The sequence below is a fragment of the Brevundimonas sp. AVps31 genome, from assembly GCF_058681355.1.
Map to the genome: position 1 here is coordinate 1781696 of NZ_CM178736.1, position 20399 is coordinate 1802094.

The following is a 20399-nucleotide window of genomic DNA, read 5'->3' on the forward strand; positions in this document are numbered from 1 at the left end:
CGTCTTCCGCCGAGCCGCCTATCCCCATCCGACCAAATTTGACGTACCGGCGTGCGATCATCCTCGCGACAGGAGGATCGCCCCATGCCGCCAGACGCTTCCATCGCCACCCCGCGCGGTCGCGCCGCTCACTCGCCCGCACTCTGGGCGGACGCCCGGCGCTACTATCTCGATGGCGATACCGCCGAACAGGTCTGCTGGCGTTACGGCCTCAAGGAACGGACGTTGCGGGAGCGCGCCGCCCGCGAGGGCTGGCGGAAATGCGACGAGCCAGACCCCGCGCCGACCCCCGAAGACGACCCCGAGGCGGATGAGCCGGTCGATTGCGCGGCGTTGGCCCCGATCCGTGACGGGCGGCCCCCCGCCCCCCCCCCCCCCCCCCCCCCCCCCCCCCCCGGCCGCGTCCGATCGGGGCGGCGGTCGGGTCTCCGGACGGCTTCAATCGCTGTTAACCGGTTCGGCGACATGGTCGCCACAGCAAGTTCCGGGCCACTCGCCCGGCAAGGGGAGGCCACGTGCTCGGACAAAGGCTGGAGATCAGACAGGGGCAGGGGCTGGTCATCACGCCCCAGCTGCAGCAGGCGATCAAGCTGCTGCAACTGTCGAACCTCGAGCTGGAGGCTTTCGTCGAGGCCGAACTGGAGAAAAACCCCCTGCTGCAGCGCGAGGATGGCGATCCCTCCGAAGCCAATGACGCCACGCCCGAGCGGATCGAGGTCGCCGATCGCGCCGAAATGACCTTCGAGGACGGCCGGAGCGGCGACGCGGGCGACGCGGTCGATGCGCGCGGCGATGATGTCTATGGCGACTCCGCTCCGGGCGAACGCGGCGCCGATCGCACCGACGACGGCCAGCCCGGCCTCACCGACTGGTCCCGCGCCGGCTCCGGCGGCGGCCTGCCGGACGGGGAGGGGCGCGAACAGCCCGACACCCGCGAGACGACCCTGTGGGAGCATCTGCAGGCCCAGGCCTCGCAGGCCGGCTTCTCGCCCGCAGACCACGGCATCGCCCTGACCCTGATCGACATGGTCGACGAGGGCGGCTACCTGCGCGGCGATCTGGCAGAGGCGGCTGAACGGCTGGGCGTGGACGGCGAGCGGATCGAACGGGTGCTGGCGGCCTGCCACGGGTTCGAACCGACCGGCGTGATGGCCCGCTCCGTGCCCGAATGCCTCGAGCTGCAGCTGATCGAGCGCAATCGCTTCGATCCGGCTATGGCGACCCTGCTGGAGAACCTCGACCTGCTGGCGAAGCGGGATCTGACCGGCCTGCGCAAGCTGTGCGGTGTCGACGCCGAGGACATGGCCGAGATGATCGCCGAGCTGAAGGCGCTGACGCCGCGTCCGGGCGCGGGCTTCGGCGGCGAGCCGGCGCAGACCGTCATTCCCGATGTCCACGTCCGCGCCGACCCGGCCGGCGGCTGGAAGGTCGAGCTCAACTCGGACACCCTGCCGCGCCTGATCATGGACAAGCGCTACCACGGCGTCGTCGCCGGCGCGGCCCGGACAGATGTCGACAAGACCTTCGTCGCCGACTGCGCCGCCCAGGCCTCATGGCTGGTCAAGTCGCTCGATCAGCGGGCCAGGACCATCCTCAAGGTCGCCTCCGAGATCGTGCGCCAGCAAGACGCCTTCCTGGCCTTCGGCGTCGAGTTTCTGCGCCCCCTCAATCTGAAGACCGTGGCCGACGCGATCGGCATGCATGAATCGACGGTCTCGCGGGTCACCTCAAACAAATATGTCTCCACCCCCCGGGGCGTGTTCGAGCTGAAATTCTTCTTCACCGCCGCCATACAGTCCTCCGACGGCGGCGCCCTGCATTCGGCCGAGGCCGTCCGCCACCGGATCAAGTCGATGATCGACGGCGAGGGTCGCGACGGCGACATCCTCAGCGACGACCGCATCGTTGAACTGCTCAGCGAGGCCGGCATCGACATCGCCCGCCGCACCGTCGCCAAGTACAGGGAAGCCTTGCGAATTCCGTCGTCCGTGGAGCGCAAGCGGATGTTGAAGACCGGCTAGCCGCCTGCGCGAAGCGCCCGGCCGCGTCGGGTCGGGAGGTCCCGAAGGACCGACGGTCCGCGGCCCGCCGAGATGCGACCAATCGCGCAAGCGTGACTGTCGAATTCGACGTTCTCCGTTGACACCAAATCGCATCGGTCGCGTTCTATGACCATGCAAGTCCAAGTGAGCGGCAAGCACGTAGATGTCGGCGAAGCGTTAGGCTCGCGCATCTCCCAGGAACTCGAAGACGGGATCGGAAAATACTTCGAACGCGGCGCTGAAAACGCCGAAGTCGTGGTGTCGAAGGACGGTTACGGCTTCAAGGTGGACTGTTGGGTCCGCCTTGCGTCGGGACAGGCCATCGTCACCACCGGGCTTGGCGGAGACGCCCACGGCGCCTTCTCCGACTCGCTCGACAAGCTTGAGAAGCGGGTCCGCCGTTACAAGCGCCGCCTCAAGGACCATCACATCGGTCCCAAGGGCCTTTCGCCCGAAAAGACCGAGGATGCGGCCCGCGAGGTCGCCCGCAGCATCGTCCTGAGAAATCCGGACGAGGTCGAGGACGAAACCTTCGGCGACGCCAACGCCCCGGACGGCCCCCCGCCCGTCGGTATGGTGATCGCGGAGACCCAGTCGGAAATTCGCACGATCACGGTCGGTCGCGCGGTCGCCGAGCTGGACATGACCGGCTACCCGGTCGTGGTCTTCCGCAACGCCGCCCACGGCGGCCTGTCGGTGGTCTACCGCCGGCCGGACGGCAACGTGGGCTGGATCGACCCTGAACGACAGGCGGTCTCACTCAACGGACACGGTTCGGTAAACGGTCGTACGTCATAGTGCTTCCCACGAGGGGGCGGGTGCTCTAAACGGCGCCCGCCCACCCGGGATGATGAGTAGTCGGGGTTTCCATGGACATCGGTGATTTGCTGGCGGACGGCGGCGTCGTCCTGCGCAGCGGCGCGTCGTCGAAGCGTCAGGCTCTGCACGTGGTGGCCGACGCCGCCGCCCAGGCGCTGGGCCTGCCCGAGGGGCGCGTTCTGGAAGCGCTGCTCGAGCGCGAAGCCCTCGGCTCGACCGGCCTCGGCTCGGGCGTCGCGGTGCCGCACGCCCGCTTGGACGGCGTCAGCCGCGTGACCGCGGTCTTCGTGCGTCTGGACACCCCCGTCGCCTACGGCTCTGTGGACGACCGCCCGGTCGATCTGTTGTTCGCACTGTTCGCCCCGCCCAGCGACGGCGCCGAGCACCTGCGCGCCCTGGCCGCCGTCTCCCGCGCGCTTCGCTCACCCGAAATGCGCGAACAACTGCGTCAGGCGCGCACGCCCGACGCCATCCGGGCCCTGTTCGTCCGCGACAAGGCTCCGGCCACGGCCGCCTAGCGGTCGTCTCCATTCATTTCTGTATCGGCCTGTCGTATCGCAGCGCTGCGCCTGCCGTATCGGTTCAGTGAACCGACACGGGCTCCAGCTCGTGCGCCACCGCGGTGGCGAAGGCGGTCTCGCGATCCATCATCACAGCCAGCCGCTCACCATCGGCGCCATGGACGGCGTACAGCGTGGCTTCCGGGTCCACCGCGAGGCTCTGCATCGCCGTCGAAGGGGTGTCGGCCATCACATCGGCGGCGCGGATCTGGCGCACGTACACGAGGTCCGGGGCGCCCAGTTCGGCGAAATCCTGTCGGGTCATCTTCACGTCCGGCGTCATCATGACCGCCTCCTTCGATTAGCTAACGCCACTGGGGCGTATGGGTTCGGTCCCGAAAGCGGCGACCGATAAAAACGACGGCGTTCAGCCCGTCGTGATGGGAATGCGGCGCACGACCTGGACGTCCTCAGGGCGGCTCATGTCGACATGCAGCAGGCCATGCTCCAGCTTCGCGTCCTCGACCTCCAGCCCGTCCGCGAGCACGAAGCTGCGTACAAAGCCGCGACCGGCGATGCCGCGATGGAGGAAGGCCTGTTCGGCCTTCCCTGCGTCCTCACGCTTGCCGGCGATGGTCAGCTGGCGACCTTCGAGGGTGACGATCAGGTCATCCGGCCCGAAGCCCGCCACCGCCAGGGTGATGCGAACGGCCCGCTCGCCGCGTTGCTCGACATTGTAGGGCGGATAGCTGTCCGCCGCCGCCCGCTGCGCCCGGTCGATCAGGGCGCGGGTGTGGTCAAAGCCCAGCAGGAAGGGGCTGTCGAACAGGATGGTGCGCGTATTCAAGTCTCGGGCCCCCGAAGCAGGCTTTCGAGCCGTCCGCGCCCCCCGTGATCGGCAGGGCGCCGGCTCGATCCCTAGATGGGACCCGGAAGCGTTTCGTGCAACGGCAAGAGCGGGAATTGGAGAAGGCCCCGCGGTGTCCCGCGGGGCCTTCATGGTGGAGCTTAGCGGAGTCGAACCGCTGACCTCTTGCATGCCATGCAAGCGCTCTACCAACTGAGCTAAAGCCCCGAACCGTTGCCGGTCAGTCCGCCGAGGTATTGGTGTTGACCCCCGGCGAGGCGGCGGAACCTATGTCAGGGCCGATTCAGGATCAACCCCGGTTTCGCCTTTTATTTTCACCTTTTTCGAACGCTGTTCGAAGGGTGATTTCCGGGCGGATCGGATCGCTCTGATCCGCCCGGAATTGGTCAGTCCTCGTCCGACTGCGGCTTGCCGATCTCGTCCTCGAACGAGTCGTCATCCTCGTCCTCGATGAAGGGCACGGAGTCGTCATCGTCGTCGTCGGCCAGGACGTCGTCGTCCTCTGTCGCTTCACCCATGCCGGCTTCTTCGGTCGGGTCGACGACGGCTTCGTCCTCATCGTCGGGGGTCAGGATCGGCTCGTGGCCTTCCTCGTCGATCTCCGGCGTCTTGACGTCGTCTTCCTCGTCTTCGTCGCCTTCGGCCTTCTTGTCCTTGACCTGATCTTCGGCCTCGTCATCCGCCGGATAGCCGGCCGGACGGCCGCGGCGGTTACGCAGCTTCAGCGCTTCTTCGGGATCGAAGTCGGTCGCGCATTTCGGGCAGTGAGCCGGGCGACGGCCCAGATCATAAAATTTGGCCTGGCAGTTCGGACAGACCTGCTTTTGGCCCAGTTCGGGATTAGCCACGGAGGCGCCTCTCACGGTAGGGGGGAATTCGGGGGCGTCCCTTGCCACCCTTGGGGGCCGCTGTCAAAAGCCATCTCCGCGCGCCCGCGTCATTCTTGCCCCTTCGGAGACCGCCGGGTGTCGAACATCACACATCTGACCGCCCGTCGCAGCCCCGCGCTGAAGGGCTGCGTGCGCGCCCCGGGCGACAAGAGCATCTCGCACCGCTCGATGATTTTCGGCGCCATGGCGACCGGCGTGACCGAGGTCGAAGGTCTGCTGGAGGGCGACGACGTGCTGGCCACCGCCCGCGCCGCCGAGGCGTTCGGCGCGACGGTCGAGCGTCTGGGCGAGGGGCGCTGGCGCATCACCGGAAAGGGCGGCTTTCGCCAGCCTGACGGCGTCATTGACTGCGGCAACGCCGGAACAGGCGTGCGGCTGCTGATGGGCGCGGCGGCGGGCTATCCGATCACCGCGACCTTCGACGGCGACGGATCGCTGCGCAAACGGCCGATGAAGCGCGTCACCGGGCCGCTGGCGGATATGGGCGCGCGGTTCGACTGGCAGGCCGCGGAAGACCGGCTGCCGGTCGATCTGTCGGGCGGCGGGCTCACCGCCATCGACTATGTGCAAACGGTCGCGTCCGCCCAGATCAAGTCGGCGATCCTTCTGGCGGGGCTGAACGCGGAGGGCGTCACGACGGTCACCGAGCCGGAGAAGAGCCGCGACCATACCGAGCGCATGCTGCGCGCCTTCGGGGCCGACGTCGGCGTCGAGGGCCAGGGCGAAGGCTGGGTCATCTCCCTCACGGGCGGCCAGCCGCTGACCGGGACCGCCGTCGCTGTTCCCGGCGATCCCTCGTCGGCCGCCTTCCCGCTGGCGGCGGGGCTGGTGGTTCCGGGCTCGGAGGTCACGGTCGAGGGTGTGATGCTGAATCCGCTGCGCACCGGGCTCTTCGAAACCTGGCGTGAGATGGGCGCCGATCTGACCATCACGAACCGCCGCATGGCCGGGGGCGAGGAGGTCGGCGACGTCACCGCCCGCCATTCGAAGCTGAAGGGCGTGGTGGTCCCGCAGGATCGCGCCGCCTCCATGATCGACGAGTACCCGATCCTGGCCGCTGTCGCCGCCTTCGCGGACGGGGAGACGGTGATGCGCGGCATCGGCGAGATGCGGGTCAAGGAAAGCGACCGGATCGCACTCATGGTCGCAGGCCTGACGGCCTGCGGCGTTCAGGTGGAGGAGGAGCCCGAGGGCTTCATCGTCACCGGCGGCCCGGTAAAGGGCGGCGCGACGGTGCACACCGCGCACGATCACCGCATCGCCATGAGCCATCTGGTGCTGGGCCTCGCCGCCGATGAGGCGGTCACGGTCGACGAGCCGGGCATGATCGCCACCAGCTTCCCGGGGTTTGTTGAGTTGATGAACGGCCTTGGGGCCGATATCGCGGCAGGCCAATGACCGCTCCCCTCATCATCGCTGTCGACGGACCTGCCGCCTCGGGCAAGGGCACGATCGCCGCTCGGCTGGCGGCGATCTACGGCTTGGCGCATCTGGACACCGGCCTGTTGTACCGCGCCGTGGGCGTGGGCCTGCTGGATGCGGGCAAGTCGCTGGATGATGAGGCGGCGGCCGAAGCTGTGGCGCGGGCGCTGGACGCCGGCGATTTGACCGACACCGACCGCCTGACCAGCGGCGAGGCGGGCGAGGCGGCCAGCCGGATCGCGGGCTATCCCGGGGTGCGCGCGGCCCTGCTGGCGTTCCAGAAGGCCTTCTCGGCCCGGGCGGGCGGCGCCGTGCTGGACGGTCGTGACATCGGGACGGTCATCGCGCCGGACGCGCCGGCCAAGCTGTTCATCACCGCCACGCCGGAGGTGCGGGCGACCCGCCGCTGGAAGCAGCTGACGGCGCGCGGACACGACATCGCCTTCGAGGCCATGCTGGCCGACATCATCAAGCGCGACGAGCGGGACGCCGGACGGGGCGCGGCCCCGATGGTGCAGGCTGACGACGCCGTCTTGCTGGATACGACCGATATGGATATAGAGACCGCCTTCGATGCGGCCCGCCGTATCGTCGAGGCGGCGCGCGCGAAACATGGTCTCTGACCCGTTTCGCAAATCCAACGCTCCCATCCTCGGCTTCCGCGGGCGCTCTGGCTGAGTTGAAGCCTCGCGTCCCGACGACCTGATTTCCTTTTTTGAACCCCCTTCGCGCGGGACCATCCGGTCGCGCGCAAAGCCTTTTCCTCCAACTCCAGAGTTATATGACCGATACCCTGAACCCCACCCGCGACGATTTCTCGGCGCTGCTTGATGAGACCCTGCAGGGTCGTGACCTCGGCGAAGGCCAGGTTGTCCACGGCCGCGTCGTCGGCATCGAAAAGGACATCCTGATCATCGACGTCGGTCTGAAGACCGAAGGCCGTATCCCGGCCCGCGAATTCGGCATCGGCGAAGGCGCCGTGATCCCGAAGGTCGGCGACAACGTTGAAGTCTACCTCGAGCGCGTTGAAAACGCGCTGGGTGAAGCGGTCATCAGCCGCGACAAGGCTCGCCGCGAAGAAGCCTGGACCCGTCTGGAAGTCGTCTTCGCTGACGGCCAGCCGGTCAACGGCACCATCGTCGGCCGCGTCAAGGGCGGCTTCACCGTCGACCTGGGCGGCGCCTCGGCCTTCCTGCCGGGCTCGCAGGTCGACATCCGTCCGGTGCGCGACGTCGCCCCGCTGATGGGCAAGGAACAGCCCTTCGCCATCCTGAAAATGGACCGTCCGCGCGGCAACATCGTCGTCTCGCGTCGCGCCATCCTGGAAGAAGCCCGCGCCGAACAGCGCACGGAGCTGGTCGGCCAGCTGCAAGAGGGTGAAGTCCGCGAAGGCGTCGTCAAGAACATCACCGACTACGGTGCGTTCGTGGATCTGGGCGGCATCGACGGCCTGCTGCACGTCACCGACATGTCGTGGAAGCGCGTCTCGCACCCGTCGCAAGTCCTCGCCGTTGGCGACACCGTCAAGGTCCAGATCGTCAAGATCAACCCGGACACCCAACGTATCTCGCTGGGCATGAAGCAACTGCAGGCCGACCCGTGGGACGGCGTGGAAGCCAAGTATCCGGTCGGCGCCAAGATGTCGGGCCGCATCACCAACATCACCGACTACGGCGCCTTCGTGGAGCTGGAAGCCGGTGTCGAAGGTCTGGTGCACGTCTCGGAAATGTCGTGGACCAAGAAGAACGTCCACCCCGGCAAGATCGTCTCGACCTCGCAGGAAGTCGACGTGGTCGTGCTGGACGTCGACGCCTCCAAGCGCCGCATCTCGCTGGGCCTGAAGCAGGCCCAGGACAACCCGTGGGATGCCTTCGTGGCCGCCAACCCGATCGGCTCGACCGTCGAGGGTGAAGTCAAGAACGCCACCGAGTTCGGCCTGTTCATCGGCCTCGACAACGACATCGACGGCATGGTCCACCTGTCGGACCTCGACTGGAACGTGTCGGGCGAAGAAGCCATCCAACGCTACCGCAAGGGCGAAACCGTCAAGGCCAAGGTCCTGGACGTCGACGTCGAGAAGGAACGCGTTTCGCTGGGCATCAAGCAGCTCGGCGGCGATCCGATGGAAGGCGACACCTTCAAGAAGGGCCAGCAGATCACCGTCACCGTGACGGCGATCGAGACCGGCGGCATCGAGGTCAAGTTCGGTGAGGACGACGCTCCGGCGACGGCTTTCGTCCGCAAGTCGGACCTGTCGCGTGACCGCAACGAGCAGCGCACCGAGCGCTTCTCGGTCGGCGATCGCGTCGACGCCATGGTCACCGGCATCGACAAGGCCTCGCGCCGCGTCTCGGTGTCGATCAAGGCGCTGGAAATGAAGGACGAGCAGGAAGCGATCGACCAGTTCGGTTCGTCCGACTCGGGCGCTTCGCTCGGCGACATCCTGGGCGCCGCCCTGCGCGAAAAGGCCGGCTCCAAGGAGTAGGCCTCTTCGTTACAGACGAAAAAGCGATCAGGCGGCCGGAGCGATCCGGCCGCCTTTTTCGTGCCTGCTGTCTGACAGGGTGTGGAAAAACTGTACGTTACCGTACAGTTAACTCACAATTCGGTCCGTGATCGGGGCTTTGGCCCTTTTTCCCCCGCCGCGCGAGCGTTAGGGTAGGGTTGCATCCGGCGTTCAGATGCACCCGTATGGGCCCGGGATGGGCTTAAAAGGGCGGGGGCCTGCATGATAAAATCAGAGCTCATCGAAAAGCTCGCGGCTGAACACACGCATCTGACCCATGCCGAGGTTGAGCGCGTGGTGAATGTCGTGCTCGGCCGGATGGTCGAAGCACTGGGCGACGGCGGTCGCGTGGAACTGCGCGGGTTCGGAGCCTTTTCCGTACGGGGCCGCCCCGCGCGCGCCGGCCGGAACCCGAGAACGGGCGAGTCGGTCGAAGTGCCGGCCAAGGCGGTGCCCTTCTTCAAGAGCGGCAAGGAGCTGCGTGAGCGGCTGAACGCCACGGACTAGATTCAGGATACCCATGGGATTGGCTAACGAGTTCAAGGAATTCATCGCGCGCGGCAACGTCGTTGACCTTGCGGTGGGCGTGATCATCGGCGCGTCGTTCGGCAAGATCGTCACCAGCCTGGTCGAACAGGTCGTCATGCCGCCGATCGGCCTGTTGCTGGGTCGGGTCGATTTCTCGAACCTGGAATGGGTGCTGGTCCCGGAGAATCCCGCGACCGAGGAGATCGAGAAGGTCGCCATCCAGTACGGCGCCTTCATCAACACCGTGATCCAGTTCGTGATCGTGGCGTTCGTGATCTTCCTGATGGTCAAGCTGGTCAACAAGCTGCGTCGTGAGCAAGCCGCCGCTCCGGCGCCGGAAACGCCGCCTGCGCCGACGCCGACCGAGGCCTTGCTGGCCGAGATTCGCGACGAGCTGAAAGCCCGGAAGGCCTAGGCCTTCGACGCGGTCGCTGAAGCCGGCGTCATTGCGCACGCGCCCCTTGCTTTAATGTCCAGCGGCACCGGCCGCAGGCAGATTGCATAATCGCCGTCATAAGGGGTGGGCGACCACAGCGCCGGATCGGGGGCGTCCGGTGAGAAGCTGACGTGACAGTGGCCCCAGCCCCCCTCGTGGCGGGCCGTGCGGGCGAATTCGCCCAGCCTCGACATCGCTTGCGGCGTCACGGTCTGCAGCCTCAGTTTCGCTGCGCCCATGGCGCGGGCCGCGATCTTGAGGGCCGTCATCAGGGTCGGCACGGCATCGGCATGGTCGGCCAACGCCTCCAGGTCCACGATCTCCAGAACCGCCGGCTCGAGGATGTTCGACTTGGCCATCATGGCCATGGCGTAGGCGACGACGGCGCCGTCCCGTTCGAAGGACAGGATCAGCGGCGGCTGGGTCAGGTCGGGGTCCTGCAACCGCCAGCGCTGGATTTCCGGGCTGCGGTCGGCCAGCATACGGCCCTCGGTCACCAGCGTCTGCCAGAAGGCGGCGTAGGGCGAGGCGTCGCCGAAGTCCGTCAGCAGATGGACGCCCGCCGGCAGGGAAAGACGAACCATCCCGCCCAGCCGATCATTCATCAGCTGCTCGCCCATGCCCGCGATGGCGCCGGGCGCCAGATCATATAGCTTGCGCCACAGACGGCTGATCGCCAGCGGCAGGGGATCGACGATCCAGCTCAGCTTCAGCGCATGGGTCTGTTCCGGCCAGGCCTTCATGCCGTGGCGGACATAGAGGGGCTGGGACGTTGAGTTGGCGTTGAAGGTGTAGCGGGCGAAGACATCCGGCTGGGTGGTGAAGGTCTTCAGCATTTGTCGGCTCATCCCTCTCACGGTCGGCGAGACGATGATGTTGAAGCCCGTCGCGCCGTGCAGGCGGCGTTCGCCGAGTCGGAAACGTTGGATCAGATTGCCGACGTGAGCGGCGGGCTCGCCGTCCGGACCCTGCGCGATCCAGCCCGCGGGCGCGCCGATGTCCAACCGGGCGGGGTTGGCGTGCAGCCATCGCCAGCCCGCCAGGGATCGCGCCGGCCAGCCCACGCTGCGGTGAAGCGCCTGCACGCCGGGGTAGTCCTTGGGATCAAGCACTCTGAGGGTCATGGTCGGGCTGTATCGTTTCGGGAACCAGAACAGGGTCTCGACGAGTAACGTGCAGGGGCCGGGCCGGTTCTACAATCAAGGGTGGTTACGTAGTCGGTCCACGGATTCCAGTTTGACTCTGGCCGGAGCGGAACAAATAATGAACATCCGTCATTCCCGAGCTGTCATGTCCGTCTTCACCGCCGCATCGCCGGAGCCGTTTCCAGAGGTTGCCGCGCCTCTGGAAGAGGCTTGCGCGCCGACCCCGCGAGACATGGCCGCAACCCTGTTGTTCGCCCTCTCGCGGCGGCGGCCGGGGGATGGGCGGCCGGTCCTGATGGCGGCGACGCGGGCATGGTTCGGCGAGCACGGACGGCCCTATGGTCCGGGACTGTCCGGAACGGCGCTGATCCTGACGCCTGTTTCCACCGCCGCCGAGGCGCTGTGGACGCTGGAGCAGGCGTTGCGGTCCGGGGCGGTGTCGCTGGCGCTGGGGGCGGTGGACGGGGCCTCTCTGGCCCAGACGCGGCGGCTGGATTTCGCGGCGAAGGATGGGAACGCGGTCGGGCTGATGCTGCCCCGGCATGGGGGCGGGCTCAGCGCGGCGCGTCGGCGGTGGCGGATCACGGCGGCCCTGTCGACGGCGGACGTGGATGACCCGCGTGCGCCGGGATGCGCGCGATTGATGGCGGAAATGACAAGGGGGCGGGGTCAACGCCCCGGCGCCTGGATGCTGGAGCAGGATGATGAGACGCATCGTCTCCGTCTGGTTGATCGACTGGCCGGTTTCGGTCCGGCGCCGATCGCTGGAACGGGCGCGACGTCCGGCCTCGCCGCCTGACCCCGCCCTCGACCCGCAGACCCCTCTGGCCCTGATCCTGAAGACCAGTCGGGGCGCGGCGGTGATTCACGCCCTGAATCCGGCCGCGCGTGCCCTGGGTCTGAGGCGAGGCCAGACCCAGGCCGATGCCCTGGCCATGATCCCGCATCTGTACTGCCTGCCCGGCGATGTGGCGGCGGATCAGGCGGCGCTGAAGGCCCTGGCGGTCTGGGCGGAGCGGTGGTCACCGTCCGTCAGTCTCGATGTCCCGGGCGAAGGACTGGAGGGGCTGTTCCTTGACGTGACGGGCGCGGCCCATCTGTTTGGCGGCGAGGCGGCCCTGTTGGCCCAGATCCGCACCCGGCTGGCCGAGACCGGGACGACCGCGCGCGTGGCCATCGCCCCGACGCCGGGAGCGGCCTGGGCGCTGGCGCGGTGGGGCGAAGGCCAGGACCCTATCGCGACGGAAGAAACTGTCGCCGACCTGCTGGCGGACCTGCCGATCGAGGCGCTGCGGCTGGATGATCGCACCGTGTCCAGCGCGCGACGGCTGGGGCTGAAGACCATCGGCAGCCTGTACGCCATGCCGCGCGCAGGCTTGGCCAAACGGTTCCGCGACGGTGACGCCATCGGTCTGGTCAAGCGGCTGGATCAGGCGCGCGGTCATGCGGCGGAAGCCCTGACGACGATCCGTCCGGCCGCCCGCTATCGCGTCTGGCAGGCGTTCGCGGAACCGTTGGGAGACATGGCGGGCGTGGAGCTTCGGTTGCCCGAACTGGCCGCTGATCTGTCACGCGCGCTCGAACAGGACGGACAAGGGGCGCGCGCCCTGACCCTGACCGGCTTCCGGACGGATGGGCAGACGACCAGTCTTTGTGTGCGGACAGGTCTGCCGGGCCGGGAGGTCTCGATCTGGCTGCGCCTGTTCCGCGAGGCCGGGCTGGGGCGGCTGGAACTGGGCTTCGGTCTGGACGCCCTCATGCTGACCGCGGACGTGACCGAGGCGATGACGGCGCGTCAGGGGGCGTTGGAGAGCGAGGCGGAGGCCAAACAGGCCGAGAGCCTGGCGCTGTTGATTGATCGCCTGACAGCGCGCCTCGGCGCTGACAGGGTCCTGACGCCCGAGCCGATCGACAGCTGGATACCCGAGCGGGCCGAGCGGCTGGTCCCGGCCTTGGGGCGTACGCCAATGGCGGCGGAGGTCGAAGCGGGGCGCCGTCCGATCCTGTTGCTCGACCCGCCCGAACCCATTCAAGATCCGATCTTCGACCTGCCGGAAGGGGCGCCCGCCCGTTTCATCTGGCGCCGTGTCAGCCGACGCATTGTTCGCGCCGAAGGACCGGAACGGCTGTCGCCAGAGTGGTGGCGGCCTCGTCCGGATGGACGCGAGGTCCGCACCCGCGACTACTATCGCGTCGAGGACGGGGAGGGCGGTCGCTACTGGCTGTTCCGCGAGGGCCGATACGGGTGGGACTATTCGGGCCCGGACGATGACCGCCGTGCGCCGTCATGGTGGATGCACGGGGTGCTCCCGTGAGCGAGACCATCGCGTACGCCGAGCTGGGAGCGATGACCAATTTCAGCTTTCTGGAAGGGGCGTCCCATCCCGCGGAGCTGATGCATCAGGCCAAGGCTCTGGGGCTTTCGGCGGTCGGCGTGGCGGACCGCAATACGCTGGCCGGCATGGTGCGCGTGCTGATGGGGGCGGAGGAGGTCGATATCCCGCTGATCGTCGGGGCGCGACTGGGGTTCACCGACGGCACGGATCTGATGGTCTTCCCCCGCGATCGCGCGGCCTATGGTCGCCTGTGCCGCTTGCTGTCGCTGGGGAAGAGCGAAGCCGTGCCGCAGCCGGGCGTGGACCCGGACGTCGAGCGGATCGAAAAGGCAGAGACGCGTCTGACGTTTGAACAGGCGCTTGAACTGGCGGAGGGACTGATCGCCCTCGTCCCGGCGCCGGCGGAGCCGGATGCGGCGTTCGAGTCGCGGCTGGCGGCGTGGCGACAGGTGTGGCCGGACGACCTGTATCTGGCCGCCTCGCCCCTGTGGCGCGGTGACGATCGACGGAGGCTGAACCGGCTGGCGGCGATGGCGCAGCGTACCGGGGCGCCGATGATCGCGACCAATGCCGTCCTCTATCACCACCCCGACCGACGCATGCTGCAGGACGTCCTGACCTGCATCCGTGAGGGCACGACCATCGACAGGGCCGGGCGTCGGCTGCAGGCCAACGGCGAGCGCTTTCTGAAGCCGCCCGCACAGATGGCGCGCCTGTTCCGGGGGCATGAGGCGGCGCTGGCGCGGACGATGGAGGTGGCGCGGGCCTGCACCTTCTCCCTGCGCGAGCTCAAATATCAGTATCCGGACGAACCCGTTCCCCCCGGATATTCCGCCCAGGGATGGCTGACGCGCCTGACGCTGAAAGGCGCGAGAATGCGCTGGCCGAAAGGCGTCCCGCTGGCGGTGAAAGAGACGATCCTGAAGGAGCTGCGGCTGATCCAGGTTCTGGACTACGCCTCCTACTTTCTGACGGTGCACGACGTGGTCGCGTGGGCGCGGTCCCGGCCTGATCCGATCCTGTGTCAGGGGCGGGGTTCGGCGGCCAATTCGGTGATCTGCTTCTGTCTCGGCGTCACCAATGTCGATCCGACGAAACAGGAACTGTTGATCGAGCGCTTCATCTCGTCCGAGCGGTCCGAGCCGCCGGATATCGACGTCGACTTCGAGCACGAGCGGCGCGAGCAGGTGATGCAGTACGTCTTCCAACGGTACGGCCGGGACCGGGCGGCCATTGTCGCGACCGTCATCCACTATCGCCCCCGCTCGGCGATCCGCGATGTGGGCAAGGCGCTGGGGCTGACGGAGGATGTCACCGCCCGCATGGCCGACACCGTCTGGGGGTCATGGGGCGATGCGGTGAAGGACGAGCACATCGATCGGACGGGCCTGAGCCGTGACGACGCCCGGATGAAGCTGGCGCTGGAGCTGACCGCCGAGATTATCAAATTCCCCCGTCACCTGAGCCAGCATGTCGGCGGCTTCGTGCTGAGCCAGACCCCGTTGGTGGAGATCGTGCCCATCGGCAATGCGGCGATGGCGGATCGGACCTTCATCGAATGGGACAAGGATGACATCGATCATCTGAAGCTGATGAAGGTCGATGTGCTGGCGCTGGGGATGCTGACGGCGATGAAGCGCGCGTTTCATATGATCGAGGGGACCTACGGTCGGCGGCTGGTGGATACGGCGGCGGTGCCGACCGAACGGCGGGGGGTTTACCGCATGCTGTGCAAGGCGGACTCGCTGGGGGTGTTCCAGGTCGAGAGCCGGGCGCAGATGTCGATGCTGCCCCGGCTGCAGCCCCGCGAATTCTATGACCTGGTGGTGCAGGTCGCGATCGTCCGACCCGGTCCGATCCAGGGCAAGATGGTCCACCCCTACCTGCAACGTCGGGCCGAGCGCCGGGCCTATGAACTGAAGCATGGAAAGGGCAGCTATCGCTTCTCCATGCCGGGCTCGGCGGCGGACCCGGACGAACTGGCCAATGTGCTGAGGAAGACGCTGGGCGTGCCCCTGTTTCAGGAGCAGGCGATGAAGATCGCCATGGTGGCGGCGAAATTCACCGGCGACGAGGCCAACGGTCTGCGACGGGCCATGGCGACCTTCCGGCACAACGGCACCATCGGGAATTTCGAGGAGAAGATGGTCAGCCGGATGATCGAGCGCGGCTATGATCCCGAGTTCGCGCAGAACTGTTTCGCCCAGATCCGGGGCTTCGGCGAATACGGCTTCCCCGAGAGCCACGCCTGTTCATTCGCCCACCTGGTCTATGTTTCGGCCTGGGTGAAGTGGCTGTATCCGGATGTCTTCGCGGCCTGTTTGCTGAACAGCCAGCCGATGGGCTTCTACGCCCCGGCCCAGATTGTCCGTGACGCGCGGGAGCATAAGGTGGAGGTCCGCCACCCCGATGTGAACGCCAGCGACTGGGACGCGACGCTGGAGCCCCGTGCCCGGCGTCGGAGGCGGGCCTTGCGCCTCGGCCTGCGCTCGATCGACGGGTTCAAAAGGGGGTGGGCGGACGCGATCGTGGCGGCGCGGGCCGAGGGTCCCTTTGCCGACCTGGACGATCTGCGGATGCGCGCGGAGTTGACGCCGGCGGCGATGGACCGGCTGGCGGAAGCCGATGCCTATGGCTCGTTGAAGCTGAGCCGGAGACAGGGGATGTGGGCGGCGAAGGGTGCGCCGGCGGCCTCCAGCGCGCCGCTGTTCGAGGCCATGGGCCTGCGCGAGGCGGATGGACGTCCACCCGAGGCCCTGCCGGAACTGGCCCCGTCAGAGGAGGTGGTCGGCGACTACCAGACCATTCGCCTGTCCCTGAAGGGGCATCCGGTGGCGTATCTGCGGGACCGGCTGGAGACGGCCGGGGCTGTGCCGGCGAAGGCGCTCGCGGATTTGCCCAACAATCGCAAGGTGGTGGTCGGCGGGGTGGTGCTTGTGCGCCAGAGGCCCGGCACCGCCAAGGGCGTGTGTTTCATGACCGTCGAGGACGAGACGGGCGTCGCCAATCTGGTGCTGTGGCCGGATGTGTTCGAGCGGCTGCGGCCGGTGGCGATGGGCGCGCGCATGGTGCTGGCTCGGGGCAAGGTGCAGACGGCCGAAGGGGTGACCCATCTGGTCGTCGAGCACCTGGAGGACTGGACGCCGATGCTGGGCCATCTGAGCCCTGACGCGGCGCCCGGATCCGGCCATTCGCCGGCCCGCGGACGCCACCCGCGAAACGTGCGGGTGCTGCCGGGATCGCGCGATTTTCACTGATCGGGCGACGGGGAATTCGACGACGAAATTTGTGAGACACGGATGACGGAAACAAGGACAGGAGGCACGGTGACCCCTCACCCCGCGGCCCGGGTGCGCCCCGGCCGCCGTGTCGGGCGGGGCGGCGTTTCGGGCAGGGCCGCCGTCAGGGTTTCGGCCTGATCGGGCAGGTAGAAGCTCTTCAACTCGCCGCCCGCATCGGCGTGAAGCAGTTCGACGGTGGCGCCCGAGGCATTGGCCTCACGCGCCAGCCGCATGGCGCACTGGAAGGCGGCGGCGCGGGTCGGGAAGCGTCCGAACTGGCGACGCTCGGACACGACCCGCCAGTCCTCGCCGCAGAGCAGGATCGCGTAGCGGACCAGCCGTTGGTCGTCCGGCGTCTCGCGGTCCAGCACCTCGATCAGGTCGTCGGGCGCCTGGCCGGTGGCGAGGGCCAGGTCGGGATCGCGCTTCTGGGCCTTTTCATAGAGCAGGGCGGTGATCGTCCGGCGATCCACGGGGCGGGCGTAGAGATAGCCCTGCGCCAGGGTGCAGCCGAAGGTGCGCAGCAGTTCGGCCTGCATCTGGCTCTCGACCCCTTCGGCGACGACGCGGATGCCCAGCTTGGACGCCATGGTCAGCAGGCCCTCGACGATGGCGGCGCTGCGGCTCTCGGGCTCCATGCGGGCGACGAACGACTTGTCGATCTTGATGATGTCCACCGGCACCGACAGCAGGTGGGTCAGGGAGGCGAAACCGGTGCCGAAATCGTCCAGCGCGACGCGCAGGCCGTTGGCGCGCATCTTCTGGATCTCGCCGGCGACCAGCCCGTCGTGCGCCATGTAGACGGTCTCGGTGACTTCCAGAATAATGTGGTGCAGGGGCACGTCCTCGCGGGCGAAGGCCTGACGGATCAGCTCATGGAGGTCGCCCGCCTGGAAGTCCGCGGACGACACATTGACCCCGACGTGCTGGAACCAGATGCCCTGATCCAGCCAGGCGCGAACGTCGCGCGCGACGATGTCGAGCATCCGGTGGGTCAGGCGGGTGGCGGTGTAGATATCCGTGGTGGCGTCGAAATAGTCGCCCGCGGGGATCACCTCGCCCGAGGCTGTGATCACCCGGAACAGGGCTTCCAGCCCGACGATCTCTCCGGTGTCGAGCCGCACGACCGGCTGGTAGTGGGCGTCGATCCGGTCCTCCTGCAGGGCCACGCCGACATCCCGGATGGCGGTCAGGCGTCGGCTCATGGCGCCGCCCAGGTCGGGGGTATAGGCGATCACCCCGCCGCGGCGGGTTTCCTTGGCGTGATAGAGGGCGAAGTCGGCGTTCTGGCGGACGTCCTCCGCGACCGCGTCTGGGTCGGCGGTGGCGAAGCCGATGGTGGCGCGCGGAGCGGCCAGATGACCGTCGCAATCCACCGGTTCGGTCAGGGCCGCCAAGATGCGGTTGGCGACCTCGACCGGGGCGCCGGCGGAGGGGCGCTCGATCAGGACGGCGAACTCGTCGCCGCCCAGGCGGTAGGTCTTGTGCGCGCCCGCCGCGTTCTGGATGCGCGAGGCGGCGGCGCGGATCAGGCAATCGCCGGCGCGATGGCCGAAGGTGTCATTGACGGTCTTGAGGTTGTCGAGGTCGATCAGCAGCAGCGCCCACGGCGCGGCTCCCGCCTGCATGGCTCCGGCGGCGTTGAAGGCCGCACGGTTGGGGAGGTCTGTCAGCATGTCCCGATAGGCCAGCCGGTACTGGGCGGCGGCCTGCTGATCCCGCTCCATGGCGATGGCGCACAGGTGGATGCTGGCCTGAACGATCTCGGCTTCCTGGCAGGTATGGGCACGCGGCTGGCGGAAGTAGAAGGCGAAAGCCCCCAGAACGTCGCCATCACGACCGATGATCGGGGTCGACCAGCAGGCGCGCAGGCCGATGGCCAGCGGCAGATAGGCGTAGGGCGCCCAGCGCGGATCGGTGGCGATGTCGGTCGCCTCGACCGGCTGCTTCAGATAGATGGCCGCGCCGCAGGAGCCGACGTCGGGGCCGATGGGCAGGCCGTCGAAGGCGGCGGAGTAGGCGCGGGGCAGGCCGGGCGCGGCCAGCGGGCGCAGGCAGCCGGTCGGGTCAACCATGAGGATGGAGCAGGCGACGCCGGGCAACAGGGCCTCGACCCGGATGCACAAGGCCTCGGCGGTGGCGGCCAGCGGCTCGCCCCGGGCGACCATCTCCAGGATGTCGTTCTGAAGCAGGAGCTGCATGAAGGATCACCTCGTTAAGGTGATGCTTCCATAGGTTGCGTTAAGGCGGCGATACGGAGTGTGCTTAACCAGCCGTCCGCTCAGCTCTTCCGGCGCCAGCGCCACTGCCAGATGCGGTAGCCGATGATGGGGGCGAAGCCGCAGACCAAGGCCGCGGCCAGCACCGTCCAGAAGCCGCCGCCCAGCCAGTATTCACCCGCCAGGGCGCCGACCACCGCCGCGAGGACGGGGCCGAGCCAGGGCAGCCAGGCCGGCGGCCGCATCTGCATTCAGGCGTCGACCTTGATGACGCCGCGACGGATCTGGTCCAGCTCGATCGAGTCGAACAGGGCCTGGAAGTTTCCGTTGCCGAAGCCTTCGTTGCCCTTGCGCTGGATGATCTCGAAGAAGATCGGACCGAAGGTGTCCTGGGTGAAGATCTGCAGCAGCAGGCCTTCCTCGTCCGAGCCGTCGATCAGGATGCGGTTCTTGCGCATCCGCTCCACGTCCTCGCCGTGGTTGGGCAGGCGTTTGTCGATCAGCTCGAAATAGGTCTCGATGGTGTCCTGGAACTCGACGCCGCGAGCCTTCATCGTCTCGACCGTCTCGAAGATGTTTTCGGTCGTCAGGGCGATGTGCTGGATGCCTTCGCCGTTGTAGCGACGCAGGAATTCCTCGATCTGGGAGTTGTCGTCCTGGCTTTCGTTCAGGGGGATGCGGATGGCGCGGTCGGGCGCGATCATGGCCTGGGAGAACAGGCCGGTCGCCTTGCCCTTGATGTCGAAATACTTCTGCTCCTCGAAGTTGAAGATCGAGTTGTAGAAGCCGGACCAGGTGCGCATCTGGCCGCGACGGACGTTGTGGGTCAGGTGGTCGAGGATCTCGAGGCCGACCGAGTTCTTCTTCTCGGCTTCCTGCCAGCCTTCGATCTCGGTCCAGCCGTCGTAGAGCGAGCCGTTCGCGCCGTACTGGTCGATGACGTAGAGCAGCGAGCCGCCGATGCCTTGCAGGATGTAGGGGTAGTCGTCGCCCAGCGCGCCGCCGGCGGCGTCCGGGGCCGCGACCGCGCCACGGGCCAGGGCGCCTTCGTAGGCGGTCTTCGCATCGGCGACGCGGAAGGCCATGCCGTTGGCGGAGGGGCCGTGATCGGTCGCGAATTCAGCGGCCTGACCCTTGGGCGACAGGTTCACCAGCATGGTGATGTCGCCCTGTTTCAGGCGGACGGCGCCGGTGGACGGGTTCACATGGGTGCGGGTGAAGCCCATCAGCTCAAGACGGCTGACCATGGCTTCGGGCTGGGGGCCGGTGAACTCGACGAACTCGAAGCCGTCGACGCCGAGGGGGTTGTCCTGGTCGATCTGGGCGGCGTCGGTCATGGGGCGTCTCCTGAAAGGGCGTCGGCCCTTGGGGGCCGATCTTGTGGGCGGAACCTAGTGTCGCGGCGCG

18 protein-coding genes and 1 tRNA gene are annotated in these 20399 nt (G+C 67.7%); 11 read left to right on the plus strand and 8 right to left on the minus strand.

Annotated features, from left to right (window positions below):
• The first annotated feature begins 515 nt into the window (after window positions 1-515).
• The 3 genes from rpoN to ACW174_RS08555 all read left to right on the plus strand — a co-directional run bounded on the left by rpoN (window position 516) and on the right by ACW174_RS08555 (window position 3379).
• Window positions 516-2021 carry an RNA polymerase factor sigma-54 gene (gene rpoN / locus ACW174_RS08545; RefSeq protein ID WP_492017219.1) on the plus strand — a complete coding sequence of 502 codons (1506 nt, stop codon included), beginning with the start codon at window positions 516-518 and terminating at the stop codon, window positions 2019-2021.
• Between the two features lie 153 nt (window positions 2022-2174).
• Entirely contained in the window at window positions 2175-2840 is a 666-nt protein-coding gene (hpf, locus tag ACW174_RS08550; protein WP_492017258.1) for a ribosome hibernation-promoting factor, HPF/YfiA family, read from the plus strand.
• Window positions 2841-2911: 71 nt separating this feature from the next.
• The gene (locus ACW174_RS08555) at window positions 2912-3379 is read left to right on the plus strand and encodes a PTS sugar transporter subunit IIA (protein WP_492017220.1); all 468 of its coding nucleotides are present in this window, start codon (window positions 2912-2914) and stop codon (window positions 3377-3379) included.
• 64 nt (window positions 3380-3443) lie between these two features.
• On the opposite strand, the gene ACW174_RS08560 is transcribed toward ACW174_RS08555, so the two are convergent.
• The 4 genes from ACW174_RS08560 to ACW174_RS08575 form a co-directional block, all read right to left on the minus strand.
• Window positions 3444-3704, minus strand: a complete 261-nt coding sequence (locus tag ACW174_RS08560; RefSeq protein ID WP_492017259.1) for a DUF1150 family protein — start codon at window positions 3702-3704, stop codon at window positions 3444-3446.
• A gap of 84 nt (window positions 3705-3788) precedes the next feature.
• Complete coding sequence (locus tag ACW174_RS08565) at window positions 3789-4208, minus strand: Hsp20 family protein (protein ID WP_492017221.1); 420 nt, start codon at window positions 4206-4208, stop codon at window positions 3789-3791.
• 152 nt (window positions 4209-4360) lie between these two features.
• Window positions 4361-4436: transfer RNA gene (locus ACW174_RS08570), tRNA-Ala, on the minus strand.
• A gap of 179 nt (window positions 4437-4615) precedes the next feature.
• Entirely contained in the window at window positions 4616-5077 is a 462-nt protein-coding gene (locus tag ACW174_RS08575) for a TIGR02300 family protein (RefSeq protein WP_492017222.1), read from the minus strand.
• 210 nt (window positions 5078-5287) lie between these two features.
• On the opposite strand from ACW174_RS08575, the gene aroA reads away from it, so the two are divergent.
• From aroA to mscL, 5 genes are all read left to right on the plus strand, one after another.
• Window positions 5288-6517: a 3-phosphoshikimate 1-carboxyvinyltransferase gene (aroA, locus tag ACW174_RS08580; RefSeq protein ID WP_492017260.1), complete on the plus strand. Its 1230-nt coding sequence runs from the start codon at window positions 5288-5290 to the stop codon at window positions 6515-6517.
• Window positions 6514-7164 (plus strand): (d)CMP kinase, encoded by a 651-nt coding sequence (cmk, locus tag ACW174_RS08585; RefSeq protein ID WP_492017223.1) that lies wholly within the window; start codon window positions 6514-6516, stop codon window positions 7162-7164. The genes aroA and cmk overlap by 4 nt, the downstream gene beginning before the upstream one ends.
• Window positions 7165-7322: 158 nt before the next feature.
• The gene (gene rpsA / locus ACW174_RS08590; protein WP_492017224.1) at window positions 7323-9026 is read left to right on the plus strand and encodes a 30S ribosomal protein S1; all 1704 of its coding nucleotides are present in this window, start codon (window positions 7323-7325) and stop codon (window positions 9024-9026) included.
• A 243-nt stretch (window positions 9027-9269) separates the two neighbouring features.
• Window positions 9270-9554 (plus strand): integration host factor subunit beta, encoded by a 285-nt coding sequence (locus ACW174_RS08595; protein ID WP_492014012.1) that lies wholly within the window; start codon window positions 9270-9272, stop codon window positions 9552-9554.
• A gap of 13 nt (window positions 9555-9567) precedes the next feature.
• Window positions 9568-9990: a large-conductance mechanosensitive channel protein MscL gene (gene mscL / locus ACW174_RS08600; RefSeq protein WP_492014013.1), complete on the plus strand. Its 423-nt coding sequence runs from the start codon at window positions 9568-9570 to the stop codon at window positions 9988-9990.
• Here the strand turns inward: mscL and ACW174_RS08605 are convergent.
• The gene (locus ACW174_RS08605) at window positions 9987-11135 is read right to left on the minus strand and encodes an N-acetyltransferase (RefSeq protein ID WP_492014014.1); all 1149 of its coding nucleotides are present in this window, start codon (window positions 11133-11135) and stop codon (window positions 9987-9989) included. The two genes, mscL and ACW174_RS08605, sit on opposite strands and share 4 nt — an antisense overlap.
• A gap of 166 nt (window positions 11136-11301) precedes the next feature.
• On the opposite strand from ACW174_RS08605, the gene ACW174_RS08610 reads away from it, so the two are divergent.
• Genes ACW174_RS08610 through ACW174_RS08620 form a run of 3 tightly spaced genes read left to right on the plus strand, consistent with a single transcriptional unit; the run spans window position 11302 to window position 16749 of the window.
• Entirely contained in the window at window positions 11302-11955 is a 654-nt protein-coding gene (locus tag ACW174_RS08610) for a hypothetical protein (protein ID WP_492014015.1), read from the plus strand.
• The gene (locus ACW174_RS08615) at window positions 11861-13471 is read left to right on the plus strand and encodes a Y-family DNA polymerase (RefSeq protein ID WP_492014016.1); all 1611 of its coding nucleotides are present in this window, start codon (window positions 11861-11863) and stop codon (window positions 13469-13471) included. Before ACW174_RS08610 ends, ACW174_RS08615 begins: the two co-directional genes overlap by 95 nt.
• Window positions 13444-16749, plus strand: coding sequence for an error-prone DNA polymerase (locus ACW174_RS08620; RefSeq protein ID WP_492014017.1), 3306 nt, complete (start codon window positions 13444-13446; stop codon window positions 16747-16749). The genes ACW174_RS08615 and ACW174_RS08620 overlap by 28 nt, the downstream gene beginning before the upstream one ends.
• Window positions 16750-16826: 77 nt before the next feature.
• Here ACW174_RS08620 and ACW174_RS08625 read toward each other — a convergent pair whose 3' ends face one another.
• The 3 genes from ACW174_RS08625 to hppD form a co-directional block, all read right to left on the minus strand.
• Window positions 16827-18974, minus strand: coding sequence for an EAL domain-containing protein (locus ACW174_RS08625; protein ID WP_492014018.1), 2148 nt, complete (start codon window positions 18972-18974; stop codon window positions 16827-16829).
• A gap of 80 nt (window positions 18975-19054) precedes the next feature.
• On the minus strand, window positions 19055-19243 hold the full coding sequence (locus ACW174_RS08630) for a hypothetical protein (RefSeq protein ID WP_492014019.1): 189 nt from the start codon (window positions 19241-19243) through the stop codon (window positions 19055-19057).
• On the minus strand, window positions 19244-20329 hold the full coding sequence (hppD, locus tag ACW174_RS08635) for a 4-hydroxyphenylpyruvate dioxygenase (protein WP_492014020.1): 1086 nt from the start codon (window positions 20327-20329) through the stop codon (window positions 19244-19246).
• Window positions 20330-20399 lie beyond the last annotated feature (70 nt).